The organism is Xenorhabdus bakwenae (assembly GCF_030272115.1).
Lineage (GTDB): Bacteria > Pseudomonadota > Gammaproteobacteria > Enterobacterales > Enterobacteriaceae > Xenorhabdus > Xenorhabdus bakwenae.
Genome location: NZ_CP119194.1, coordinates 3,210,767 through 3,234,548, shown reverse-complemented (window position 1 = coordinate 3,234,548; position 23,782 = coordinate 3,210,767). Strand labels below are relative to the sequence as shown.

At 47.2% G+C, this 23,782-nt stretch carries 23 protein-coding genes and 3 pseudogenes; 6 read left to right on the top strand and 20 right to left on the bottom strand.

The window, feature by feature from the left end; all coding sequences use genetic code 11:
• Window positions 1-26: 26 nt before the first annotated feature.
• Window positions 27-326 carry a (4S)-4-hydroxy-5-phosphonooxypentane-2,3-dione isomerase gene (gene lsrG / locus PXH59_RS16155; protein ID WP_047770743.1) on the bottom strand — a complete coding sequence of 100 codons (300 nt, stop codon included), beginning with the start codon at window positions 324-326 and terminating at the stop codon, window positions 27-29.
• Between the two features lies 1 nt (window position 327).
• Window positions 328-1,212 carry a 3-hydroxy-5-phosphonooxypentane-2,4-dione thiolase gene (gene lsrF / locus PXH59_RS16150; protein ID WP_047770742.1) on the bottom strand — a complete coding sequence of 295 codons (885 nt, stop codon included), beginning with the start codon at window positions 1,210-1,212 and terminating at the stop codon, window positions 328-330.
• A 297-nt stretch (window positions 1,213-1,509) separates the two neighbouring features.
• Here lsrF and lsrK point away from each other — a divergent pair, with 297 nt between their 5' ends.
• Entirely contained in the window at window positions 1,510-3,102 is a 1,593-nt protein-coding gene (gene lsrK / locus PXH59_RS16145; protein WP_285809142.1) for an autoinducer-2 kinase, read from the top strand.
• A 122-nt stretch (window positions 3,103-3,224) separates the two neighbouring features.
• Here lsrK and gorA read toward each other — a convergent pair whose 3' ends face one another.
• Together gorA and PXH59_RS16135 are read right to left on the bottom strand one after the other, a co-directional pair.
• Entirely contained in the window at window positions 3,225-4,577 is a 1,353-nt protein-coding gene (gene gorA, locus PXH59_RS16140; protein WP_285809141.1) for a glutathione-disulfide reductase, read from the bottom strand.
• Between the two features lie 151 nt (window positions 4,578-4,728).
• Window positions 4,729-5,571, bottom strand: a complete 843-nt coding sequence (locus PXH59_RS16135; RefSeq protein WP_285809140.1) for a 23S rRNA (adenine(2030)-N(6))-methyltransferase RlmJ — start codon at window positions 5,569-5,571, stop codon at window positions 4,729-4,731.
• Between the two features lie 207 nt (window positions 5,572-5,778).
• Here PXH59_RS16135 and PXH59_RS16130 point away from each other — a divergent pair, with 207 nt between their 5' ends.
• Complete coding sequence (locus PXH59_RS16130) at window positions 5,779-6,159, top strand: DUF1090 family protein (RefSeq protein WP_285809139.1); 381 nt, start codon at window positions 5,779-5,781, stop codon at window positions 6,157-6,159.
• A 68-nt stretch (window positions 6,160-6,227) separates the two neighbouring features.
• On the opposite strand, the gene PXH59_RS16125 is transcribed toward PXH59_RS16130, so the two are convergent.
• The 5 genes and pseudogenes from PXH59_RS16125 to PXH59_RS16105 all read right to left on the bottom strand — a co-directional run bounded on the left by PXH59_RS16125 (window position 6,228) and on the right by PXH59_RS16105 (window position 9,472).
• On the bottom strand, window positions 6,228-6,539 hold the full coding sequence (locus PXH59_RS16125) for a hypothetical protein (RefSeq protein ID WP_285809138.1): 312 nt from the start codon (window positions 6,537-6,539) through the stop codon (window positions 6,228-6,230).
• A complete protein-coding gene (locus PXH59_RS16120; RefSeq protein WP_285809137.1) occupies window positions 6,487-6,765 on the bottom strand; it encodes a hypothetical protein in 279 nt (92 codons plus the stop codon). The genes PXH59_RS16125 and PXH59_RS16120 overlap by 53 nt, the downstream gene beginning before the upstream one ends.
• Window positions 6,766-7,396: 631 nt before the next feature.
• Window positions 7,397-7,699, bottom strand: a pseudogene (locus PXH59_RS16115) (transposase family protein); the annotation flags it as partial.
• A 173-nt stretch (window positions 7,700-7,872) separates the two neighbouring features.
• Entirely contained in the window at window positions 7,873-8,748 is an 876-nt protein-coding gene (locus PXH59_RS16110) for an NAD(P)-dependent oxidoreductase (protein ID WP_285809136.1), read from the bottom strand.
• 139 nt (window positions 8,749-8,887) lie between these two features.
• Window positions 8,888-9,472, bottom strand: a complete 585-nt coding sequence (locus PXH59_RS16105) for a TetR/AcrR family transcriptional regulator (protein WP_047770735.1) — start codon at window positions 9,470-9,472, stop codon at window positions 8,888-8,890.
• 217 nt (window positions 9,473-9,689) lie between these two features.
• Here PXH59_RS16105 and PXH59_RS16100 point away from each other — a divergent pair, with 217 nt between their 5' ends.
• On the top strand, window positions 9,690-9,932 hold the full coding sequence (locus PXH59_RS16100) for a SymE family type I addiction module toxin (RefSeq protein ID WP_285809135.1): 243 nt from the start codon (window positions 9,690-9,692) through the stop codon (window positions 9,930-9,932).
• Window positions 9,933-10,046: 114 nt separating this feature from the next.
• Here PXH59_RS16100 and PXH59_RS16095 read toward each other — a convergent pair whose 3' ends face one another.
• Both PXH59_RS16095 and PXH59_RS16090 read right to left on the bottom strand, forming a co-directional pair.
• Window positions 10,047-10,634 (bottom strand): hypothetical protein, encoded by a 588-nt coding sequence (locus PXH59_RS16095; protein ID WP_285809134.1) that lies wholly within the window; start codon window positions 10,632-10,634, stop codon window positions 10,047-10,049.
• A pseudogene (locus PXH59_RS16090) lies at window positions 10,606-12,504 on the bottom strand (PAAR domain-containing protein); the annotation flags it as partial. The pseudogene PXH59_RS16090 and the gene PXH59_RS16095, both read right to left, overlap by 29 nt.
• A gap of 48 nt (window positions 12,505-12,552) precedes the next feature.
• Here PXH59_RS16090 and PXH59_RS16085 point away from each other — a divergent pair.
• The 3 genes from PXH59_RS16085 (at window position 12,553) to PXH59_RS16075 (ending at window position 13,646) form a co-directional block, all read left to right on the top strand.
• On the top strand, window positions 12,553-12,735 hold the full coding sequence (locus tag PXH59_RS16085) for a hypothetical protein (RefSeq protein ID WP_285809132.1): 183 nt from the start codon (window positions 12,553-12,555) through the stop codon (window positions 12,733-12,735).
• 86 nt (window positions 12,736-12,821) lie between these two features.
• On the top strand, window positions 12,822-13,160 hold the full coding sequence (locus PXH59_RS16080; protein WP_285809131.1) for a SymE family type I addiction module toxin: 339 nt from the start codon (window positions 12,822-12,824) through the stop codon (window positions 13,158-13,160).
• 135 nt (window positions 13,161-13,295) lie between these two features.
• On the top strand, window positions 13,296-13,646 hold the full coding sequence (locus PXH59_RS16075) for a SymE family type I addiction module toxin (RefSeq protein ID WP_047771163.1): 351 nt from the start codon (window positions 13,296-13,298) through the stop codon (window positions 13,644-13,646).
• A 69-nt stretch (window positions 13,647-13,715) separates the two neighbouring features.
• On the opposite strand, the gene PXH59_RS16070 is transcribed toward PXH59_RS16075, so the two are convergent.
• The 9 genes and pseudogenes from PXH59_RS16070 to PXH59_RS16030 all read right to left on the bottom strand — a co-directional run bounded on the left by PXH59_RS16070 (window position 13,716) and on the right by PXH59_RS16030 (window position 23,748).
• The gene (locus tag PXH59_RS16070; protein ID WP_285809129.1) at window positions 13,716-13,946 is read right to left on the bottom strand and encodes a hypothetical protein; all 231 of its coding nucleotides are present in this window, start codon (window positions 13,944-13,946) and stop codon (window positions 13,716-13,718) included.
• Window positions 13,947-13,967: 21 nt separating this feature from the next.
• A pseudogene (locus PXH59_RS16065) lies at window positions 13,968-14,662 on the bottom strand (IS1 family transposase).
• Between the two features lie 272 nt (window positions 14,663-14,934).
• A complete protein-coding gene (locus tag PXH59_RS16060) occupies window positions 14,935-15,402 on the bottom strand; it encodes a hypothetical protein (protein WP_285809127.1) in 468 nt (155 codons plus the stop codon).
• 2 nt (window positions 15,403-15,404) lie between these two features.
• Window positions 15,405-16,001 carry an RHS repeat-associated core domain-containing protein gene (locus PXH59_RS16055; RefSeq protein ID WP_285809126.1) on the bottom strand — a complete coding sequence of 199 codons (597 nt, stop codon included), beginning with the start codon at window positions 15,999-16,001 and terminating at the stop codon, window positions 15,405-15,407.
• Window positions 16,002-16,062: 61 nt separating this feature from the next.
• A complete protein-coding gene (locus PXH59_RS16050; RefSeq protein WP_285809125.1) occupies window positions 16,063-16,293 on the bottom strand; it encodes a hypothetical protein in 231 nt (76 codons plus the stop codon).
• Window positions 16,294-16,311: 18 nt separating this feature from the next.
• Window positions 16,312-16,860 (bottom strand): hypothetical protein, encoded by a 549-nt coding sequence (locus PXH59_RS16045; RefSeq protein ID WP_285809124.1) that lies wholly within the window; start codon window positions 16,858-16,860, stop codon window positions 16,312-16,314.
• A 5-nt stretch (window positions 16,861-16,865) separates the two neighbouring features.
• A complete protein-coding gene (locus PXH59_RS16040; RefSeq protein WP_285809122.1) occupies window positions 16,866-21,290 on the bottom strand; it encodes an AHH domain-containing protein in 4,425 nt (1,474 codons plus the stop codon).
• A gap of 12 nt (window positions 21,291-21,302) precedes the next feature.
• Window positions 21,303-21,722 (bottom strand): DUF1795 domain-containing protein, encoded by a 420-nt coding sequence (locus PXH59_RS16035; protein ID WP_285809121.1) that lies wholly within the window; start codon window positions 21,720-21,722, stop codon window positions 21,303-21,305.
• A 97-nt stretch (window positions 21,723-21,819) separates the two neighbouring features.
• Window positions 21,820-23,748: a type VI secretion system Vgr family protein gene (locus PXH59_RS16030; RefSeq protein ID WP_369813285.1), complete on the bottom strand. Its 1,929-nt coding sequence runs from the start codon at window positions 23,746-23,748 to the stop codon at window positions 21,820-21,822.
• Window positions 23,749-23,782: the final 34 nt, after the last annotated feature.

Below are 23,782 nucleotides of genomic sequence, written 5' to 3'. Positions count from 1 at the left end.
CACTCGATCTGATATCCTCTTTTGCCTTATTTTCCTTCCGGCATCAAACCAATAAACGTGGTTTTTTTACGGGGTTCAGTCATCAATGCTTCTAGTTTTTCCACACAACGCAAGTAATGAGGCGTTTTCTTATGCGCTGCAACTGCCGCTTCGTCAGCATAGGCTTCATAGATATAGAAGCGAGTCGGGATATTCTCATCACGCAATACATCGAACCGTAAATTACCCGGCTCTTTAACCGAACCAAAGTGATTATCCCGAAATACTTCGATAAATTCGTCTATCTTGTCGGCCTTAACATTAATTTCCACTAATGTGACGTGCATATTATTTCCCCCTGGCTTTTTCACTCAGGAAAAGCTCATAAGCCTGAGCAGGTTTCTCATGATGATGCACCACGGCCTGCACCGCTTTCAGCATCGCAACAGGGGCTTCCGACTGGAAGATATTGCGTCCCATATCCACACCAGACGCCCCCTGATCAATCGCCTGATAGCACATATTCAACGCCTCCGGTTCCGGCAATTTTTTACCACCCGCAATCACAATCGGCACTGGACAACCCGCCACAATCCGCTCAAAACCGCTTTCGACATAATAGGTTTTGATGATGTTCGCCCCCATTTCAGCTGCAATGCGAGTCGCCAGCGAGAAGTAACGTTGGTCACGCGCCATATCTTTACCGACGCCCGTCACCGCCATTGTTGGCATGCCATAACGTGTTCCCTGATCCACCAGCTTGATAATGTTCTTGATAGATTGGTGTTCGTGTTCTGAACCGATATAGACCTGTGCTGCAACCGCACAGACATTGAGGCGCAGTGCATCTTCCATCGCCACCGCAACAGCTTCATTGGAGAGTTCAGTCAGAATCGAGTTCGCCCCAGACGCACGCAGGACGACAGGTTTATTGGTTGCAGGCGGAACCTGACTGCGCAGGATACCGCGGGTACACATCAACACATCGGTATATTCAAACAGCGGGGCGATATTGATATCAATACGCTCCAGGCCTGTCGTTGGTCCCTGAAAATAACCGTGGTCAAATGCCAGCATCACCGTTTTATTGGTGGTGGGATTGAAAATCCGTGACAAACGGGACTGCATACCCCAATCCAGCGCACCACAGCCTTTCAGTTCAAACAGCGTGTTCTGTTGCGGTGTATTAATGCCAAAATCTTTACCCTCTTTGATATCATCTAAATCTGCCATTTCTCCCTCCAGAAAGGTGTCAGGGCGGTATATCTGCCCCATGCATTAGAAACCGTACTGATTGATATTGTCTTTGGTGAAAAATAACCAAACATGAACATTTATTTATTAAAAATATTTTTGTTCAAAACTCTAATTCATAATTATAGATTTTTGCAGTATTCCGATCACATTCTGTGAAAAAGTTAAAGTTATGTTAAAGTCCATTCAGATCGCTATGAAAATTGATAGACGAATAGTACTCATCCACTCCCTGTGACATATCGAACAAAGGTAACGACAGACGAGGATAGCATCATGAATCAACGCGCTTATACCCCCCCATCAGGGAAGTATCTGATGGCGCTTGATGCAGGAACTGGCAGTATCCGGGCAGTTATATTTGATCTCGAAGGCAATCAGGTTTCCGTTGGACAAGCTGAATGGATACACCATCCCGTACCGGATGTTGCGGGTTCAATGGAATTTGATCTGAAAAATAACTGGCAACTGGCCTGCCAATGCATTCGGCAGGCACTGCAAAAGGCAGAACTGCCTGCCAAGTCGATTCAAGGTGTTGCCGCCTGTTCAATGCGGGAAGGGATTGTCCTTTATAATGGCGACGGCGATCCTATCTGGGCATGTGCCAACGTAGATGCCCGCTCCAGTCGTGAAGTCAGCGAACTGAAAGCGCTTTACAATAATACCTTTGAATATGATGTCTACCGCTATTCCGGCCAAACATTGGCATTGGGAGCCATGCCACGCCTGCTTTGGCTAGCGCACTATCGCCCTGATATCTATCAACAAGCCAGTACCTTAACCATGATCAGTGATTGGCTGGCTTATATGCTAAGTGGCGAGCTGGCCGTTGATCCCTCTAACGCGGGCACAACAGGCATGCTGAATTTAGCCAGCCGCGATTGGTGCCCCAACCTGTTAGAAATGGCAGGATTGCGCTCTGATATCCTCTCTCCCGTCAAAGAAACGGGCACCTTGCTCGGCTATATTACGGCAAAAGCCGCGGCAGAATGCGGCCTGAACAGCGGTACTCCCGTGATTATGGGTGGTGGCGATGTTCAACTCGGCTGCCTTGGCATTGGTATCGTCAAACCCGCCCAAACCGCAGTACTCGGCGGAACATTCTGGCAGCAAGTCGTCAACCTGCCTGAACCGATCACCGACCCCAACATGAACATCCGTATCAATCCGCACGTTATCCCCGGCATGGCACAAGCAGAATCCATCAGTTTTTTCACCGGTCTCACCATGCGCTGGTTCCGCGATGCTTTTTGCGCAGAAGAAAAACGGCTGGCGGAACGACTGGGCGTTGATGCCTACAATCTGCTGGAAGAGATGGCGGCAAGGGTTCCTGCCGGTGCACATGGCGTCATGCCGATTTTTTCCGATGTTATGCGCTTTAAATCGTGGTATCACGCTGCGCCATCTTTCCTCAATCTCTCGATTGATCCAGAAAAATGCAACAAGGCAACGCTATTTCGGGCGCTGGAAGAAAACGCCGCTATCGTTTCGGCATGTAACCTTGATATGGTTTCGGCTTTCTCTGGTGTCCAGGCAGAATCGCTGGTCTTCGCAGGCGGTGGGGCAAAAGGCAAACTCTGGAGCCAGATCCTGTCTGACGTTACGGGGCTGCCTGTTCGCGTGCCGGTGGTAAAAGAGGCAACGGCATTGGGTTGTGCCATTGCGGCAGGGGTGGGGGTTGGATTATATGCTTCCATGCCCGCAACAGGAGAAAGATTGGTACGTTGGGAGCGGGAATATCAACCGAATTTAAACCACCGTGAGGTTTACCAGAAAGCGAAAAAAGACTGGCAGGCGGTGTATGCAGACCAACTGCATCTGGTGGATGACGGGCTGACAACTTCGTTATGGAAGGCACCGGGGTTGTGATTCAACATTTAATAAAAAACTTTCCACCTGAGATGTAGCGCCTATCTCAGATAAAAAAGCCAGAATAACTCTGGCTTTTTTCAGCAATAAATAATGGGGAATTACGCTTAAAACCTATCCCATTATCTCATCGTCACAAACTCTTCTGCCGCCGTCGGATGGATAGCAACCGTATTATCAAAATCCTTCTTCGTTGCCCCCATTTTCAACGCAACCGCAAAACCTTGCAGTATTTCATCCATGCCAAAGCCGATACCGTGAATACCGACTATCTTCTCATTGGCTCCTATACAGACCAGCTTCATACGGCATGGCTGACGGTGCTGCGTCACTGCGGTGTACATTGCGGTGAATGACGATGTATAAACCTTAACCTGATCTTCACCATACTGAGCTTTTGCCTGTGGCTCCGTCAAACCTACCGTGCCAATTGGTGGATGGCTAAATACCACTGTAGGTATATTGGTGTAATCCAGATGCTCATCAGGTTTATTATTAAACAGACGTTCTGACAAACGACGCCCTGCGGCTATCGCAACTGGCGTCAACTCCACCGCACCCGTGTTATCACCCACCGCATAAATACCATTAACATTGGTGTTCTGATATTTATCGACCTGAATATAGCTTTTTTCATTCAGTTCAACACCTGTAGCGGCCAGATTCAGTTTATCTGTCATCGGCTCACGCCCAATCGCCCAGATCAGCGTATCAACAACCTGCTCCCGGCCATCCTGCAATTTAACTGTCAGGCTGCCATCACTATTTTTAATCACGGACTGTAATATTGCTTCTGTATGCAGTATTGGCCCTTCATTTTTGATGACTTCCAACAGTGTTTCCACAATCAGGGGGTCAAAAGAACGCAAAGGTGCATGTTTACGGACAAACAGATGTGCTTCGCTACCCAGTGCATTCAAAACACCCGCGATTTCAACAGCAATATAGCCAGCCCCGACCACAGCAACGCGCTTCGGCAGTTCATTCAGCTCGAAGAAACCATCTGAATCAATGCCATATTCCGCACCGGGAATATCTGGATGTACAGGACGTCCCCCTGTTGCGATCAGGATATGGTCAGCCGTGATTTTTTCGCCATTAACCTCGACAGTATGCGCATCAACAAAACGGGCAAATCCCTGAATAACATCGACCTTATTATTATTCAATACGCGTTCATATGACTGATGGATACGCTCAATATAAGCAGTGCGGCTGGCAATAAGTTTTTTCCAGTCAAAGTGATTGACGGTGGTATCAAAACCATAATCGGGACCATATTGATGAATAGATTCCGCAATTTGAGCAGCGTGCCACATCACTTTCTTTGGTACACAGCCCACATTAACACATGTTCCACCTAACGCCTTTGCTTCGATCAGGGCACATTTTTGCCCATACATAGCGGCACGGTTAATGGAAGCAATGCCGCCACTGCCACCACCAATTGCAATATAATCGTAATGTTTACTCATCTTAGGTCATTTCCGTCTAATCAATTAAGTTACTGCTAAAGCTCAACCTGACGTCATTATTACAAAAAGTTATCACTGACAGTGGACGATTCTAGCTCTTATTGCCATAGGCCACAGCTATAGAGTGATAACGCCACACTAAACCTTTACCTTATTCGGAGACAATCCACTCTACTGATGTATGTCCTGTACCTTCAGGAACCAGTACCTGATGCAACCACGGCAATACAGCCTTCATCTGTTGTTCTAATTTCCACGGCGGATTAATGACGATCATACCTGATGCCGTCATACCACGCTGATCACTATCAGGGCGAACACCAAGTTCAATTTGTAAAATCTTACGAATACCAGCGGCTTCCAGCCCCTTCACCAAGCGTTTAATCTGCTGACGCAGAACAACGGGATACCACAGTGCATAAGTCCCTGTAGCAAAGCGCTTATACCCTTCCTGAATACCCTGAACGACATTCTGATAATCCGATTTCAATTCATAAGACGGATCAATCAGTACAAACCCACGACGGCTTTTTGGTGGCAGCTTTGATTTTAATTGCTGGAAACCATCTTCCCGCAGGACACGGGCACGTCTGTCGCGGGAAAACTCCGTACGTAACAGAGGAAAATCGCTAGGATGCAATTCACTCAGATTAAGCTCATCATGCTCCCGCAATAAATGACGAGCAATCAGCGGAGAGCCTGGGTAATAACGTAAAGAGCCTTGTGGATTCAGCATCTTCACAACATCCATATACGCCGCCAATTCTTCGGGAATATCATCACGCTGCCAAATACGGGCAATACCTTCCAGATACTCTCCTGTACGTTCTGCACGTTCTCCACTCAAATGATAGCGGCCTGAGCCAGCGTGAGTATCCAGATACAGGAAAGGTTTTTCTTTTACTTTAAGTGACTCAATGATCAGGCTTTGTACTACGTGCTTTAACACATCAGCATGGTTGCCGGCATGGAAGCAATGGCGATAACTTAACATTGGATTTAACCCCGAGAGCAAAATATTGATAACTTGCCTGATGCCCTATCAGACAACTAAAGGGGCATTATAGCCTCATTCTTAACAAAAAAGATAAGTGCCTCTTTTTGCTCTCTTCGTTGTGAATCTAAGGAGAGCTTTCAGGATCAAAGCAAGATCAGCGTATAAAATTTCAGATAGGTAACCTAAAAATCTTAGGAATAATTCATGATGTCGAAAACAGTGATCTTATCTGTATTGATCGTTTTCAGTATGAGTGTTGCCTATGCAAACCGGGGTAAAACGGGATGTGAGATTAAGAAAAAAACGTTGGAAAAACAGCTCCAGTATGCTCAGGCAGATAAAGATAAGCGTCTGATAAAAGGATTAATGCGCTCTTTGGAAAATATAAAGACTACATGTGCTCTGGAAGAGCTTCTTCAAGCACAAAACAATAAGTCAGAAACCGTAAAAGGCAACGCGAAAAATAATACAACAGGGAACTCAGCTGACAAGAACAGTTCACCACCATTGAAACAGCCAAGTAGCAAAAGGCCATCTCACAAACCGTCTAAAAGCAACAAAATAGACATAAGAAAGAAAAAATAAAAAAGTGCAGGTCAGGCACAAAACACGGCCTGCATCTAATCCTGTATTTATTTTATCATCCAATAGGTTTATAGCTCCCTCCCTCTAACTTGCTGCACATTAGAAGGGAAGATATTGTAATAGATTTTATCACTCATAAGCGGTTCATTTTCAATTTTCACGGAAAGAATGGAGTTATCTTTAGAAATAGCATAATGGCTAAAATAATTCCCTTCCCTTTCATAAGGATAATAAAAATTAGGCTTAATGAATTTTTTCATATAAGACTCATCTGGTGGATGAAACTCATCTGAATAAATCACCTTCTGATCTCTGACAAAAATAATTTTATAAAAAAAGGCTGGTTTCGTAATTAAACTTTGCCCCGATAATTTTTTCAATATCCTCCGGCGCTATGCCTTTGTCGATGATATACATTTTGTCCCAGTCAAAAGGAATAATTTTATTCATATCAATCAAACAGGTTGTATTTCTCTGGCAATGCTTATCAGCATAAGAAATAATTCCTAATCTGCTGTTTTCAAAAGAAAAAAATAAAATAGCAATTCCCAGTATTAACGAAAAAATAATCATATTACTTTTGTTGACACCACGGAAAAACATCATTCCCCCCTTCATAATCAAATTTGATATGAGAAAACGGCCTTGGAATTTTAACCTTTAAAATCAACTAATTGATTGATATTATTCCTTATGAATTTTACAACTGCATTTTTATCGCCACATCTTGCTTCACGGCACTGATAAACACAGGCAAAAAACACGCCCTTCTGCCTTTCCAACAGCAGCCTGATTTTTTTAGGGTTTACAATTGCTATGAAGGTATATCTTGAATTGTGGAGACAATTCGACATCACTTATTACTTACAAGCGATTGTTATACAATTGCTATTTGATATCTTAAGTGCGGTTTACAAGATAAAAACAGATGTCCACTTCCAATCTCTAGCATCAAGAGAGTTATACAGGGACACTCAGGATGACTAAAAAGTATAGTAATTGTACCCGCGTTTTTTTTGATTTCAAATAGAAAAATATGGTAAGCAAATAATAAATTAGATAAATAGTTGCTAACGTGATTTTATGATAGTTTTAGAGCAATCTCGTGTATCTGATTTGTTATATTAAAAAATAATCATAAAGAGAAAGGAAATACAGGTAATTTATGCATATCAGTGTACTTTTGCATTCACCTACCTTAGGGAACCGCCAAAAACTTTTCACAGCCACAAAATTGATCAAAATGTAGACACGGCACATCTCCGCAGGGTAGCGCTAAATGGAGCTTGGTTGAGCGCCTACTCCGGCGCTATGTTGGTGAGTACAAACAATACGCCCATCAATAAACAACCATTTTGTATCAATAATGCCAGATAACCAATTGAAAATAAGCTGTAAAATGCCTTTTTTAACCCGGCATTAAACCGCGAAAAGACCGTATTCCATTTGCCAAATTCAGGCGGTGTTGAGGTTTATGGTAAGTAAACCCAGAGTGTTGCATTAATGCAGATAGCTTATTCCATATCGGATCTGATAACATTGTTCTCGTAAAACATCAACACGCCCTAATATAAGAATATACTTTCTACATTACCTATGGTCTCTATTGATACGTGATAACCAAGTGAGTTTTTCATTATTTTCTCTCAAGGTCGGTAGCAATATTATCGACCCTTTTATAGTTACGATATATCCTACGCAAAGCAAAAATTATTATTTGGCAAAATAAGTTGCGACCATATCTTTATTACCGTGACCCGCTTTTTGTGCTCGTTTGAAACGCTCAAGTCCTGCCTCAACACCATCAACTTTTACACCAGCGCGTTTGGCGGCATCTATAACTAATTCAGAATCCTTTACTGCATTATCCAAAGAGAAGCTAGCATCATAATTTCCAGAAATTATTGCAGCAGACTTTAGCTGGAAATACATATTATCCATCGGTCCGCCTTTAACTACGTCAATAACAAGTGATGGATCTACACCAAGAGCTTTAGCGATAGATAAGCTTTCAGCGATCCCATGTGTTAAAGCGAAAGCCCAACTATTTAGGGCCAGTTTGAGCTTGCTACTCACACCGCTTTGTTCTGAAACCCACACAGTACGCTGACCAATGGCATCAAATATAGACTGAACTGTATTACGATCGGATAAAGGACCTGACGCAATAATAATTAACTTACCTTGCTCAGCTGGACCTTTAGTTCCTTGAACTGGAGCATCAAAATATTTAAGGCCATTTTCAGCAGCAAAGGTTTCAAGTTGTTCATTTGCTGTAATACCAACAGTACTGCTCTGAATCCAGATTGTCCCTTTGGATAAACTAGGTAATGCAGAATTTATAACTTTTAATACTGAATCACCATCTTTAAGCATTGTTAATATAATATCAGCATCACTAACTGCGTCTTGCACGTACTTATGTACAGTTACTCCGAATTCTTCCAGATTTTTTGCTTTTTCATAAGTACGATTCCATGCGCTAACGTTAAAGCCATTCTTTTGTAAATTACAAGCGATAGCAGCTCCCATAATACCAGTACCAAGTACTGCAATTTTATTAGTGTTTGCGTGTACTATTTGAGTCATAAATTTATCCTTCGAAATATGAGATATAATCTCGTTTGCTTAGATCGGGTATATTTTCAAACTGACAATTTAAAAAATAAACACCCGTTATTAACTAATCATTTCAAAAAATTTTGTATTTTTACGATATGATGATTACTTATTCTATTGTACTCATCGCAACGTCAACGATATCAGCGAGTCGCTCAGAACGATCTGTTTGAGGCGCTCCTTTACTGACAACTCTAATTCCTTGAATTGTGCTGACAATAAATCTAGCCAGAGCGATGGGCTTTTTGGTCGGGGCTATTTCACCTGTGACTTGACCTCGAAGTATCAAAGTACTCAGAGCATGTTCCATTCTGCTTAGGTTCATCGCTACCAGATTGGCAATATCACTGTCATGTCGTGCCATTTCCAAAGAAGCATTTGCAACCATGCATCCCAACTTTGCAGTATCATTGAGTTCTTCTGAAACGATTTTCAGAAGTAATTGTCGAATCAAATCCTTAACTGAGTCGTTTCGAGTAAGTAATTCAACGTAACTTGCTGTCATTTCATAATAAGACTGTAGGGCAAACTCATAGAGTCCATGCTTACTACCAAAAGTATTGTATAAACTCCCTCGTCCTAATCCCGTATCATCTACTAAATTCTGAATACTTGTACCGGAATACCCGCGAAGCCAAAAAGTACGCATTGCAGCCTTAGCTATCACATCCAGATCAAATTCTTTTGATCTCATAAAACTTTCTCTTTTTGTAATGATCGGTCAAATAAAATTTATCACCAAGCATATAAGACAGTCAAGTTTGATATATATAGCAGAATCATAAAGATGGTATGGCAGTACGTATTCCGACCCAAGACAAAGAGAATGTAATGAATGGTGCGCAGGGCAAAGCTGTACTGATCTTGCGGGTGAAAGTTCCGCAGTAGAAAGGAATACGAGGTAGTTAATGATGGCTAAGGCGCATTCTAAGCAAAACCGCGCAGTAAATAAAGCTACGAAAACAGAACATTATTACACCGTAGGATACGTGCCGCAAAATGACAAGACCACGGCACCGCCTGCGATTCATTTGAAAGGGCAGTGGCTTAAGGCGGCTGGCTTTGATAAGGGCTGTACCCTGACAGTGACGACACCCGTACCATCAAGCAACAGTACCAGCGCCAGCAAAACCAGCTCAGTGAAATTAAGCTGAGAATGCGGGAACTGCTTGGGGACTACAAAAGCAACTAAGGGGCAGGGATTGAGCGGCTCTTAAAAAGAATAAAGCCGGAAGATCATGGGATCTTTCCGGCTTATAATTTCAGAGCTAGTGATCTATAACAATATTGAAATTTTCATTTTTATTACAAAAAGTTAGAAAATCAATACATGTGCTTTTTTCTTCATTGAGTGCAATGCAACCAAAACCTGTATCTTCATGAGGGTAAATACATATATTGAGTGTAGGGTTTATATAAAAACAAACCCGACCTATTACTCCAGAATGACACATAATAAGTTTTGAAAGATCGATAAAGTCATTTTCTTTAAAACTAATACTCAATGAATGAGCGGGTAATAATGTTTCTCCATACAAATAACTCTCATAACTTTCTGTCATTGGGAGTAATAAGTTTCTTTCTTTAGCATTGCAGTAAATTTCTTGATATCTCGTAATCGTCTCTATATCGTCTTCTTTTTCGTCATCAAAAGAAAGAGCTGTGATAATGGTTGGATTACCATCTTTTCCTTTGAAAAAGGAAGAGGATAGTTCAATAGCTTCATCAATAAGTTGGTAAGAAAAGCCATTTTTTCTTTCAAAAAAACCAACCCAATTCAGAGATGAACTAAACCCGCTAAAATTAAATCCATTTAGTGAAAAATTATTATTTATCAACTTTAATGATTTTTCCATCGCTCATACCTATTGTTATCTTATGTCTTGGTTTAGGTTCTGATTTTCCAATGCCAACTTTCCATTCCCCCATTTTATCGCTACGAGATGTGTTACTTTTACTCCATATCTCACTCGTATAGTTATTCTTATGGTTACCACCTTTTACTTTGGTAAAATCTTCTGGATGAGAAGTTGGTGTTCTAACAATATCTCCTATATCTGCACTATTTACTTTTTTCTTCGGATTATCTAAGTGACATTTTGCTAACCCGAATGGATCTATCCAACCCGTGGGATTATGCACATATGAATACGGGTTAAATCCCCCTGCCAGCCCCAGCGGATCGGTCATGCTGATAAGGCGGTCAGTCTCATCATAGTGGTATTGCCATGTTGCACCGATGGCATCGGTAAATGCCGTCACCAGTCCGGTGTCCGCCAGATAATCCAGTTGCAGAACCTGCCCTTCCGGCAGGATCTGCCGTTGCAGGTTGCCCCAGTCATCGTATTCATACCGCGTGACGTGACCGCACGGGGTTTCGACCCGGGTGACCTGCTGTTCGGCGTTATAATGCCAGGTGGTGGTATGACCCTGTGGCGTGGTGGAGCGGGTGATACCGGCTTCATAGTCCAGCCGGACGGGATAATAGCCCCCGCGGCCGACACTTTCAATGCAGCGTCCCTGTGCATCATACACATAATCCACGGCTGTCTGGTCACCGTCTGACCAGCGGCTTATCAGTCCCTGTGCCTGATAGTCATAGAACAGGTGAAATTGCTGGGTACTGTCCGCTTCCGCCAGCCAGCCATTGTCGTGATAGTCATAGCGCACCAGCACGTCACTGAGACCACTGTCGCGGCGGCGGATATCGGACAGCAGGCCATCCTCGCGGTACAACAATATCAGCTCCGGGCCGTCGCTGTGGGTGACCCGGTTTAGCTGGCCTTGTTCGGTGTAGTGAAACCCGATGGCATTGTCGTTGCGGTCACGCAGGGCGGCCAGTTGCCAACGCTGCGTGCCGGCAGTCACTGAGATGCCCGGTTGGGTAAAATATTTTCTGACCGGATTATTACGCTCGGTCAGAACGAAGCCCTGTTTTTGCCGGCTCAGTGTAAATGCCGGGTGCTCCGGGTTGATACTGTGGTCAACGCTCCGGGGCAGGGCGAAATGCAGGGAAGCGCCTTCCAGCGTCAGGATTTCTATCCGGTCGCCGGTGACGATAACGGACTCGGAGAAGTTGTCCAGCCAGTTTTCGCCAAGCAGGCCCCGCAATCCCGGTGACCAGCTGCGGGTAAAGGTCAGGGGTATCGTCTGCCCCAGTTCAAACTCGGTGCGCTGGTCAAACAGGCTGCCAGTGGTCACGTCTATCGGGTCGCCCGTGAAGAATTTTTTGGTGGCCTGCGTGAAACGTTTAACCCCTTTATTGGCTTTAAACGCGGCTTTGGCACAAATCAGCCTGCCTTTCAGGGCATGGCCGGCTTTTTTGGCTCCCAGCTTTGCGCCAGTCAGCACCGCCTGCGGGCCGGTTTTGGTCAGCAGTTTCCCCGCGCCTTTGAGCAGCCCGCGTGTCGGCGGCACCAAAAATTCCACCGCCACCAGTAACGCCCGCTGCCAGCCGGAGAACTCTTCTTCAATCTCAAGGTAAGTCCCCTGACCGGAGCCGATAAAGACTTTACTCGCCCCCCCTTTGATGGCCGCACCACAGACCAGCTTGTCACCGACCCGCGCCGCGGGCTGGCCGTTGATAAATACGGATTCACTGCCCTGTGCTATCAGGGGCGGTGCCGGGTGTTTGCTGCACGCCGCCATATCGACGGTGGCCCGTGCCGCAGGTTTTCCTTCAATAATGACGTTACCGGAACCACTGCTCAACGCCCCGTCCGGTGAGAGGCAACTGGCTGTGGAAGGTCAGGCGAATGTCTTGCAGGCGCTGGCATGGCAATAGATACCGAATATGCTGCCATTGTGATTAAACTCGCTGGCATTATCGGCAAAAAACCAGATTTACTGAGTGACTTAACACGTTCGCTTGAAATGGATGTATATACAGTATTTATTTTGCGAGACGCTTCGCAAAGGTTGATTTTGATGATGGAAAGTTGCTCAGGGTGGCGATAAGGTAGGCAATGAAATCTGAACGCGGCTTTACCGTGTGTCCAGCACGATAAAACCGCTAACCACAACAACTAACAGGAATAGTTATTATGGCTAACGCGCATTCTAATGCAGACACCCATATTTACAAAATTTCCCAACCGGAACGGTATCAGAAAGTCATTTACCACCCCCAAGGTTCCAACCGCACAATCCCTGCCATTAATTTAAGCGGAAAATGGCTACTTGAAGCCGGATTTTCCATACATGATCCGTTAAAAATCAGGGTGATGCCGGGTTGCCTTATCATTACTGCCCAAAATTTTCATGAACTGTGGCACTGCCTGAAAAGCCTCAATGAAGGTGAGTGGGATGATATCGCCGTCGCCCACTGGTTACAGCAATTTCCCGGCCAGTTAAATAAAATCGGGCTGAGGAAAAACACTTAACACCCTGTTTTTAATTGTAAAAATAAATAGTCAACTGATAAAAAATGAAACCGTTTCCTGTTTCTCTGTTACTTTTTTTCATTTTGGGAAACGGTTCGCATTTCTGCCACGCTCAATAACACAAGGAATGTACTCATGGATCTTCATCTTTCCTCTCCTCTTGCCGAACTGCCGGAATGCGTGATCAGTGGTGACCCACTGCAAGAAATCGGCTTTACCACCGATGCGTTATTCCATATCACGCAATTTGCCAACGGGTTAATTTTGTCACTGATTGAGTCAGAAACGGAATCTGATCTCGCCGCCTTGTTCCACGAGACCGAACTTGATCCCCATCAGGGTATCGACTGGGTACGCGATAATGGCGAGCTTTATCTGGCCGGTGATTGGCTGGCAGAAAGCGGTTTGCTGGATCATCCTGTCACTGTTGACACCGCATATGGCAGGATTGTAGTAAGGACTGAACTGCCGATATTGCTAGCCTGAGCAGATCAATCAAAATAAACCGGAATTCCATGTAACCATTCCAGTTTATTTTATTTTTAACATGAACATTCAATAAACAAAGCGAGATATTCCATTATTATTTTCCTCCTCAACCAGCTCTCTCAGAATTGAGCAGAGACTGAGGTTTTCGGGAACATAAATAATGCTGTTATATTCATAAGGCATCCACTCCATTGAAGCCATATCCTGACCGTTTTTTAACAACCTGAGTTTATCCATCTCTTCCAATTGGGGAAATAAACGTTCATTTGCTGTTTTGATGATCATTATCTCGGTCACTCATTCAATCCGTTGATTGCCTTAAATAGAGTATTCTCTTTCAATAAAAGTTCCGATAACTTTGTCATGCATCTCCGGGGATTTTGAGTAACCGAGTGTTTTACGGTTCAAGCGTTTAATTCTGTTACGAAGTGTGAGATTGTCACGTTCGATACGTTGCGTGAAATTTTTCCCGACGAGGAGTTTATTTTCAGGCAACATATTGTAAGCTTTAAATTTATCTGTACACCAAAAAGCAACATTGAATCATGATAATTTTTTCAGCCGTTTTTTAAGTGTTTTCTTGCTCCGCCTTCCAAATGTGTGAGCAATAATGCGCTTTAACCGAGGCTCCCAAGCGTACCATAGCCCGCGTTGGCATTTTTTATTCCCGACAAACGACCACATCTCGTCAACTTCACCGATGAGCTGAACGTTGACATTATCCAGAGGAAGTGTTGTTACGCATCGCGGTTTGAGTTTTTTAAAACACGGACAACGGCATTAATACTGATATGCAGTGCTCGGGCAGTATCACGAATCCCCGAGTTGTTCATAGCAAGGTCAACGACGTATTCTTTTATACCCGCCTGGTACGCTCGATAAGAGTACTCAAGTTGAAAGGTTCGTTTGCAGGATAAACAACGATAGCGTTGGTGGCCAGCATCGCCTTTACCGTGTTTTTTGACGAATTCTGTTTGTTGACAAAATCGACATTTTACTTCAACCGTCGCCATTTAATTTCTCCGAAAAAAAGGGGAGTTATACACCACCATCAACGGGTTGAATACGTGACCGTTCTATACTCGATAAACTTCAAGTTGCAATCCGCAAGACGACGCGAGACCTTATATTTCCCCGCTGCGCGGGGAAATATAACACGCATCTTGAAGTTGGATTGGTATATATGCCTTTTCATAATAGTAAGAGTAACAGCATGTAGTGTTTCCTTACTCCGCGTCCCGCGCGGAGTAAGGAATACCCTATCATTTTGAAAAGTATATAGATATTATTTATAAGGATTCCAAGAGGAATAATCACCAATATATATTTCATTTAATTTCAAATTAAATGGAATGTTTGAAATACTATCAGCTATTTCATCAAAAGGAGATGGTAATATAAAAGAAAAACCAAAATCATCATCTATAATAATAGAACCATTAAATATTCTTTGACGTTCTGTCAAACTAATTACATCTCCTATTGATTGCCCCGCATATAATTGGTTTTTATATAAACCCTTATAGTTTTGATTACATCCTATGGAAAATATAATTCCATTTGGCATTGTTGATATTGTTAAGGTTTCATTAAGAATATAAGCCTGCCTTTTACTATTATCTGGCAAGTTATATTCTTTATATTCAACACGATAATGAGAATACATTTCATTTATATAATCGGAAATATTACTATTTAATAAAACATTACCGATTGAGTGACATGATATTATTTCTGCACAAAAATTCACCATACTTATATCCCTCCATTTACTAAAACACGATCGACATATACTGGAGAGTCTTTTATTAGATCATAATTTTTAAAATCCCCATGCCCTATACGTCCGAATACAACATCTTCACCTTTACCATTGACTTTATATACTTTCCAATAGTCATTTCCATGAATATTAGGCTGTTTGGTATTACCTCCAGGGTGATAATCTAATTTATATGTAGTGCCAGATTTAGTTGTTTTAACATATTGTATATGTTGAATAGCATCTGGTCTGCCTGCCTGAGGATAAGTTTTTTTCCAACCTTTCGATGTTAAAAGCCTATCAATTTCATCAGGTGTTTTACCCGTTAATTTATCTACCCATCTCTTAGTTGTTTTGTCTTTTTGGGCAAAACCACACTTCAGCCCAAACGGATCTACCCATCCGGTGGGATTATGCACATAAGAATACGGGTTAAATCCCCCTGCCAGCCCCAGCGGGTCGGGCGTCAGGTAGCAACTGGCCACTGGCGAAAAATATCTATGCCGATTATAGACTAACCCACTCTCCTCATCGAGAAATTGGCCGGCAAATTGTAACCCCGGATCCAGTGCCGCATTTTCACCCGGCACACTCAGACGCAGCCCGTACAGACTCTGCGGCGGCTGACGCCAGACCCGGTGCCCCGCGGCATCAAACAACGCCAGCGGCTCGCCCGTTTGTACCCTGACCGTGAAGATACTGGACGGCTGTCTGGTGCTCATTCCTGACAGCGACGACACCCGCAACATCAAGCAACAGTACCAGCGCCAGCAGGATCAGCTCAGTGAGATTAAGCTCAGGATGCGGGAACTGCTTGGGGATTATCAGGCGGGATAATGATAAAACAGCCGGAAGATCGCAGAGATCTTCCGGCTTTTTCATGATGATATACCTTCTATATCAACTAGTTTTTAATACCATTGGATTAAAAACGACTATTTTTTTATCCTTAGTAACACCACATGGCATAAAACCTTTTTTAAAAATGGAGAAGATTTCTTCTAATTTAGAACTCTCATTAAAAGAAAATAAATATCGATAAATACTAACCATATTTAACATATGATGACACTCATCACTAACTTCTTCTAAAAATGAATCATATTCGACATTATCAGCTAATCCTTGCTTCTTTCTCATAAGATATAATTTTCTTTTCCTAATATTTTCCTTTACATAATCCTCAGTTGACACCTTTGTTCTGTCAAGAATATCTTTATCTGCCTTTTTATAATCTTCATGAAGGTAAAATTCAGATATGAGATCGGAAAAAAAATCGCCCCAAATTGCATATGGACTTAGAACATCCTGATCAAAAAGGAGTTTTATAGCATCTTCTTTATCTTCTATAATTTCATACCCTTCTAATTTATCAGAAGAACCAGAAAGAAAATCAGAGCTTTTAAAAAAAAGCATTGGCTCCATATAAAAATCTATTGTTTCATGCATTGATATCACCCTAATATTTTACTCCAACGATCAAACACTCTTTGTCTTCCTATTTGGTTAACATCCTTACCAAATATTTTCGTGTTATACATATCTTTAGATCTAATTATATTCCCATCCATCATACCTTTCTTAGCTATATTTTGTATGTTAGCGACTTGCTCAGATATGGCTTTTGTAGATTGATTAATATCTATTTTATCTAAAGCATTTCTAACTGCATCTGTATATCCGTGATGGTTGCCTTGGTGTCTTGCCATTGCACTGACACCATTATCAGCTTTTCTCAAGAATATTCCGTTGGCAGCAACATCAATATCATAATTAATCTTTTTCAAAGCAGGATGGTTTGCCAATTCCTTCGGTATAACATGGTGAGCCTGATAACCGCTCCATTTAGTTGAACGCGACAACCCCATATCTTCCATCATGTTTTTACCCAGTTTGGTCGAACACCCGACCAATCCGAATGGATCGATCCAGCCTGTGGGGTTATGTACATAGGCATAGGGATTAGTGCCGCCCAGCAGCCCCAGCGGGTCGGGCGTCAGGTAACAACTGGCCACTGGCGAAAAATATCTATGCCGATTATAGACTAACCCACTCTCCTCATCGAGAAATTGGCCGGCAAATTGTAACCCCGGATCCAGTGCCGCATTTTCACCCGGCACACCCAGACGCCGCCCGTACAGGCTCTGCGGCGGCTGGCGCCAGACCCGGTGCCCCGCAGCATCAAACAACGCCAGCGGCTCGCCCGTTGGCGCGCACACCGCATACTGCGTCTGAATTTTCCCGGCGATCAGTTCACTGCGGTTTTCCGGGTTCGGGGTGAAGAACTGTACCTGCTGCGCCAGCAACTGCCAGCCCTCAAACACCAGATGACGGATGCAGTGCAGCCGGTTGTGCCGGTATTCCCGGATTTCCGCCGGCACGTCGCCATCCCACAGGCAGGTTGTGCGCTCGCCCGACCGTTCACACACTTTTTCGGTGCGCCGCCCGAAGGCATCGTAGCGATAATCCCACTGCTGCCCGTCCGGGGTCAGCACGCCGACAAGCTGGTTCTGGCTGTTCCAGCGGAATTTGGTGAGCTGCGGGCGGTAACCGTCCTGCCAGAGCTGCATGGCGGTCATCCGCCCCGCATCATCATACTCAAATAAATGCTGGCCGAGCTGCCGTAACCGGTGGCCTTGCTGGTAGAGCCGTTCGCCGTCTATCTCATTGAGGCCATCAAAACGGCGCGATGGGTAGCCGGAGGTATCATATTGATAATGCTCCCGCAACCGCTCGCCGTCACTGACTGACGTCACCTGCCCGTTGCCGTTCACCACATAACGCAGCCACTGCCGCTCATCGTTTGCGGCCACCAGATTGAGTGCCGCATCGTAGCGATATTCCCGATCCAGTCCCGCCAGTGTCGGCTGAGGGATATCGGCCACTTCATGGGCTTCAAAAAACTCAGTGTTACGCCCGGCACGCTGAGCGGTCAGTTGCCCCATCAGGGAGTGTTCCTGCCGCAGAATAAAACCTTTATCCGACTGACGGTGCCATTCATGGCCGTCGTCATCCCGTTCAAGGCCGAGTGTATGTTCACCGCTGAAACTGACTCGCCGCAGTTCACCGACTTTATTGGCTTCGGTTTTTGCCCGCCAGCCCTGATTATCGGTGGTGAGCAGTGTTCTTTCGACGGTGGCGCTGTCCGGGTAATCACGCTGGATGTCGCCGTGTGCCTGCGTTTCTTTCACGATGCGGTCTTTATCATCGTATTCGAACGTCAGCGGTGTACTGTCAGGCGTTGTGACGGCCAGCAAACGCCCCAGAATATCGTAACCGTAGGTGGTGGTGCCTTCGGGGGTGTGCATGGCCGTCATGCGGCTGGCTGCATCATACTCAAAGCGGGTGATATTGCCTAACGCATCCCGTTTTTCAATGCAGTTACCGTTGCCATCATAGGCATAGTGCCACTGCGTACCGGCATAGTCGGTTTCGGTGATCACCCGCCCGTCTGCATCCAGTGTATAACGGTAGCTTTCGCCCTGCGGATTAATGACCGCCAGTAATTGCAGGCTGTCGGGATCATAACGGTACTGCCAGCGGTTTCCTTCGCCGTCGATACGCCCCACCGGCAGGTCAAACGGCCCGTATTCGATATGCCATTGCACGCCACGGGCATCTGTCCACTCGGTCAGATTACCGTGGCGGTCATGGCGAAATCGTTCCAGACTGTTATTCGGGCGATCGCTTAACGCCACGCGATGATGGCGATCGTATTCCCACAGCCACAGTGCGCCGCCCCCCGAGGCCAGCCGCTGCAAGCGGTCATGGCTGTCGTAACCCAGCCGCAGGCTGCGGTTCTCTTCATCAAACAGTTTGCTCAGGCGCTTATGGTCGTCATATTCCCATGTCCGTTTGTGCCCTTCATCGTCTTCAGCCGCGATAACCAGGCCGAATTCATTACGCGTCAGCGTGGTTTTGCTGCCATCGGGGGCAATAAAGCATGCCGCATTGCCATTATCATCGTATTGCTGCCACCAGACACGACCGAGGGGATCGGTCATGCTGACAAGGCGGTCAGTCTCATCGTAGTGGTATTGCCATGTTGCACCGGTGGCATCGGTAAATGCCGTCACCAGTCCGGTATCCGCCAGATAATCCAGTTGCAGAACCTGCCCTTCCGGCAGGATCTGCCGTTGCAGGTTGCCCCAGTCATCGTATTCATACCGCGTGACGTGACCGCACGGGGTTTCGACCCGGGTGACCTGCTGTTCGGCGTTATAATGCCAGGTGGTGGTATGACCCTGTGGCGTGGTGGAGCGAGTGGTACCGGCTTCATAGTCCAGCCGGACGGGATAATAGCCCCCGCGGCCGACACTTTCAATGCAGCGTCCCTGTGCATCATACACATAATCCACGGCTGTCTGGTCACCGTCTGACCAGCGGCTTATCAGTCCCTGTGCCTGATAGTCATAGAACAGGTGAAATTGCTGGGTACTGTCCGCTTCCGCCAGCCAGCCATTATCGTGATAGTCATAGCGCACCAGCACGTCACTGAGACCACTGTCGCGGCGGCGGATATCGGACAGCAGGCCATCCTCGCGGTACAACAATATCAGCTCCGGGCCGTCGCTGTGGGTGATCCGGTTTAGCTGGCCTTGTTCGGTGTAGTGAAACCCGATGGCATTGTCGTTGCGGTCACGCAGGGCGGCCAGTTGCCAACGCTGCGTGCCGGCAGTCACTGAGATGCCCGGTTGGGTAAAATATTTTCTGACCGGATTATTACGCTCGGTCAGAACGAAGCCCTGTTTTTGCCGGCTCAGTGTAAATGCCGGGTGCTCCGGGTTGATACTGTGGTCAACGCTCCGGGGCAGGGCGAAATGCAGGGAAGCGCCTTCCAGCGTCAGGATTTCTATCCGGTCGCCGGTGACGATAACGGACTCGGAGAAGTTGTCCAGCCAGTTTTCGCCAAGCAGGCCCCGCAATCCCGGTGACCAGCTGCGGGTAAAGGTCAGGGGTATCGTCTGCCCCAGTTCAAACTCGGTGCGCTGGTCAAACAGGCTGCCAGTGGTCACGTCTATCGGGTCGCCCGTGAAGAATTTTTTGGTGGCCTGCGTGAAACGTTTAACCCCTTTATTGGCTTTAAACGCGGCTTTGGCACAAATCAGCCTGCCTTTCAGGGCATGGCCGGCTTTTTTGGCTCCCAGCTTTGCGCCAGTCAGCACCGCCTGCGGGCCGGTTTTGGTCAGCAGTTTCCCCGCGCCTTTGAGCAGCCCGCGTGTCGGCGGCACCAAAAATTCCACCGCCACCAGTAACGCCCGCTGCCAGCCGGAGAACTCTTCTTCAATCTCAAGGTAAGTCCCCTGACCGGAGCCGATAAAGACTTTACTCGCCCCCCCTTTGATGGCCGCACCACAGACCAGCTTGTCACCGACCCGCGCCGCGGGCTGGCCGTTGATAAATACGGATTCACTGCCCTGTGCTATCAGGGGCGGTGCCGGGTGTTTGCTGCACGCCGCTATATCGACGGTGGCCCGTGCCGCAGGTTTTCCTTCAATAATGACGTTACCGGAACCACTGCTCAACGCCCCGTCCGGTGAGCCGAAGCTGTCGATAAAGTTTGTGACGGCCGAGCTGGCTGCCGCAATGGCATCGCTGGCCAGATAGGTTAATCCGCTGCCGGCGGCCGCCACAATCAGCGTCGCCCCTAACCCGCCGGTGCCGGCAACCAGTAACCCCACGGCGCCGAAAATCGCGGCACCAATCAGGGCACCGGCCACCGCCCCCATCAGGGCACCAAAAAAACTCTTATGCTGGATGGGGTCACCCTGACGTGCTGCGGCCGGCCCTCTGGCACCGCTGGCTGGCGGCAGGGGAGGCCGGGCATGGGTGGCTCCGACCCGGGCAATCCGGGTAATAATTTCATCACCTAATCCCATATCGGCTTCTCCTTATGCCGCCTGAAAACTGCTCACCACCGCCAGTAAAGCTTCCCGCTGTCCACTGTTCATGGGCTGCGGCGAGGTCAGGTTAAACGCCAGCAGCTGACTGCCCCGGATTTGCAGCACCACCGACTGGTGCATTTCCCCTTCCGGGCTTTGCCACTGGTAATCCAGCCGCCACGCCATGTCACCGCTGAGTTCGATTTGCAGCCGCTGATGCTCCTGATACCCCGGCAGGTGGGTCACAAACTGCGCCAGTGTCTGTTCATAATACGCCTGGCTGTCGGTGCCCACCGGCACCGGGGTGCGGTTAATCACCAGATTGACGCCGCTGTCATCCGGCAGCACAAACACGTGCATCGATTCATCACGCCAGCCGGCAGGCAGGGTCAGGGTGCCTTCGTTCATTTGGTAGGGTTGTGTGCTCATGATTTTCCTTTTCACTCTTTTTACCTGATTAATATTCAGCCCGCTGCCGAAAAATCCGGCAGGGCGGGTTTCAGTCTTATTGTTGGTCTGCCCGGTATCAGTTCAGCGTAATGACCTCTTTTCCGTTCACAATGACGGTGTTACCGGTAATATGGATATTGCCGTCTGCATCAATCGAGATACTCCCTTTGGTGTTGCCGAGGGTGATACCGCTCTCGGTGGACTGAATAGTAATTTGTCCTTTGGCACTGAGTACGCTGGTTTTTTCCACGGTGACCTGCCGTGTCCCGATGCTGCTCACTTCCATGCCGACGACTTCTTTATGCCGATCAGCCCGTACGCTGAGAGCCTGATTGTGTCCGACACTTTCGGTATGGTCGTGCATCACGCGGGTACTGCGGTCATTCAGTACGGTGGTATCCATGTTCCTCTGCGCATGTAATGACAGCTTTTCACTGCCCTTAGCATCCTCAAACAGCAGCTCGTTGTAGCCTTCGCCTTTGTGGGTTTTGGAGCGGAAGGCCATCTGGGTTTTGCTGCCCGGCAGCCCGCCCGGCGGAAGGTTGCTGGCGTGGTAGGTTCGGCCGGTGACGATCGGCTGATCCGGATCGCCGTGCAGGAAATCCACCACCACTTCCTGACCGATGCGCGGGATGGCGAGCATTCCCCAGCCCTGACCGGCCCACGGTTGGGTAACGCGGATCCAGCAGGAACTCTGGTCGTCGCTCTTGCCGTAACGATCCCACGGGAACTGGAGGCGAATACGGCCGTACTGGTCACAGAAGATTTCTTCGCCGGCCGGTCCCACCACTTTGGCAATCTGCGGGCCGTCGATAACCGGTTTTGGCCGGGGGGCTGGCCGCCAGTGCTGGTTATGGCGGATAAAGTGGAAGTGGCTGTGCAGGGTGGTGCCCGTGCCGCTGTTGGCCGTTTCCAGCGCCTGCGGCTGGCTGCCGGTATGACTGGCGCTCACCACCTGCCACGGCTGGTTCAGGTCTTCACGCGGGTGGTTGCTCAGGGTGAATAATTTCCCCGGCTGAATGGCAATGGCGTTACCGCTGCCTTGTCCGGTCATGGCATTGTTGCGCAGGGCTTCCAGCCGGTAACGGGTAAAATCTTTCCCGTGTGCCTCATCCTTAAAACGCCCCGGATAATCGTAGTGCTCGTAATACCGTTGTTGCAGGGTGTCTTCCTTCATCTGCTGGCTGAATTCGGCGGGCCAGGCCGGGTTTTTGAAGGTGTAATCTTTCAGTTGCACCTGGGCCGGTCGCACCTGGGCGCGACAGGTCAGGCTGCTGATGGCGGGTTCGCCCACGGTGCTCGCCTCGCCCGGCTGGTAAGGGAACACTTTGTCTGGTGGTACCGAACCGGCATCATCGGCAAACACCAGCGTGTTACGCCCGTTACCACATTCAAAGAAGTAGAAAATCCCCTCTTCCGCTGTCAGCCGTTGCAGAAAATCAAAATCACTTTCCTGATATTGCACACAAAATTCCCGCTCCGGGTGGGCGTGGCGCAGGCTGAACACCACGTCACGGATACCGTGCTCTTTCAAAATCGTGGTGATAATGGCGGAGATATTGAGTTGCTGGAAAATGCGCGAATTCTGACGCAGGGTGGTGCGCCACAGATCCGGGCGAATACTCATCTGATAGGTGGTCTGGTGCAACCCGGTGTTACCCTGCTCAAAGCCGGCCACCATCCCCGTGATGCTGCGCTGTTCAATGCCTTCCTGCAAAATGGTCAGGGTTGCCGTGCGATCCAGTACCGCAGGAAAGTCGATCGCCGGATCCGCACTCGCCAGCCCCACGTCCAGCGTGAACGGCTGGGAAAAGTGTTCATTCAGGGTAAAATCGGTGACGACAAAGGTCTGCGGTGCCAGACTGCCCGCCGTCAGGGTAAATTGCAGGCCACTCGGGACGCTGTCACCGCCTCCCAGCATCTGGGTGACTTTTTGCAACGCCTTCACGGCGGCAGACTGGCCGCTGGCGGCCCGTTCAGCCAGTCCCTGACCACCGGCGGCCATTTGCCCGACCCGGCCCGCTATCCCCGCCGTCTGC

What these genes read in the sequence shown, in the direction of transcription:
- PXH59_RS16045 (WP_285809124.1), bottom strand. Translation starts at nt 16,860, where the DNA reads ATGCATGAAACAATAGATTTTTATATGGAGCCAATGCTTTTTTTTAAA.
- PXH59_RS16100 (WP_285809135.1), top strand. Translation starts at nt 9,690, where the DNA reads ATGGCTAAGGCGCATTCTAAGCAAAACCGCGCAGTAAATAAAGCTACG.
- PXH59_RS16085 (WP_285809132.1), top strand. Translation starts at nt 12,553, where the DNA reads ATGGCAATAGATACCGAATATGCTGCCATTGTGATTAAACTCGCTGGC.
- PXH59_RS16135 (WP_285809140.1), bottom strand. Translation starts at nt 5,571, where the DNA reads ATGTTAAGTTATCGCCATTGCTTCCATGCCGGCAACCATGCTGATGTG.
- PXH59_RS16120 (WP_285809137.1), bottom strand. Translation starts at nt 6,765, where the DNA reads ATGATGTTTTTCCGTGGTGTCAACAAAAGTAATATGATTATTTTTTCG.
- PXH59_RS16035 (WP_285809121.1), bottom strand. Translation starts at nt 21,722, where the DNA reads ATGAGCACACAACCCTACCAAATGAACGAAGGCACCCTGACCCTGCCT.
- PXH59_RS16075 (WP_047771163.1), top strand. Translation starts at nt 13,296, where the DNA reads ATGGATCTTCATCTTTCCTCTCCTCTTGCCGAACTGCCGGAATGCGTG.
- PXH59_RS16050 (WP_285809125.1), bottom strand. Translation starts at nt 16,293, where the DNA reads ATGAAAAAGCCGGAAGATCTCTGCGATCTTCCGGCTGTTTTATCATTA.
- PXH59_RS16110 (WP_285809136.1), bottom strand. Translation starts at nt 8,748, where the DNA reads ATGACTCAAATAGTACACGCAAACACTAATAAAATTGCAGTACTTGGT.
- PXH59_RS16030 (WP_369813285.1), bottom strand. Translation starts at nt 23,748, where the DNA reads ATGGCCGCCGGTGGTCAGGGACTGGCTGAACGGGCCGCCAGCGGCCAG.
- gorA (WP_285809141.1), bottom strand. Translation starts at nt 4,577, where the DNA reads ATGAGTAAACATTACGATTATATTGCAATTGGTGGTGGCAGTGGCGGC.
- lsrG (WP_047770743.1), bottom strand. Translation starts at nt 326, where the DNA reads ATGCACGTCACATTAGTGGAAATTAATGTTAAGGCCGACAAGATAGAC.
- lsrK (WP_285809142.1), top strand. Translation starts at nt 1,510, where the DNA reads ATGAATCAACGCGCTTATACCCCCCCATCAGGGAAGTATCTGATGGCG.
- lsrF (WP_047770742.1), bottom strand. Translation starts at nt 1,212, where the DNA reads ATGGCAGATTTAGATGATATCAAAGAGGGTAAAGATTTTGGCATTAAT.
- PXH59_RS16040 (WP_285809122.1), bottom strand. Translation starts at nt 21,290, where the DNA reads ATGGGATTAGGTGATGAAATTATTACCCGGATTGCCCGGGTCGGAGCC.
- PXH59_RS16095 (WP_285809134.1), bottom strand. Translation starts at nt 10,634, where the DNA reads ATGGAAAAATCATTAAAGTTGATAAATAATAATTTTTCACTAAATGGA.
- PXH59_RS16105 (WP_047770735.1), bottom strand. Translation starts at nt 9,472, where the DNA reads ATGAGATCAAAAGAATTTGATCTGGATGTGATAGCTAAGGCTGCAATG.
- PXH59_RS16080 (WP_285809131.1), top strand. Translation starts at nt 12,822, where the DNA reads ATGGCTAACGCGCATTCTAATGCAGACACCCATATTTACAAAATTTCC.
- PXH59_RS16130 (WP_285809139.1), top strand. Translation starts at nt 5,779, where the DNA reads ATGATGTCGAAAACAGTGATCTTATCTGTATTGATCGTTTTCAGTATG.
- PXH59_RS16060 (WP_285809127.1), bottom strand. Translation starts at nt 15,402, where the DNA reads ATGGTGAATTTTTGTGCAGAAATAATATCATGTCACTCAATCGGTAAT.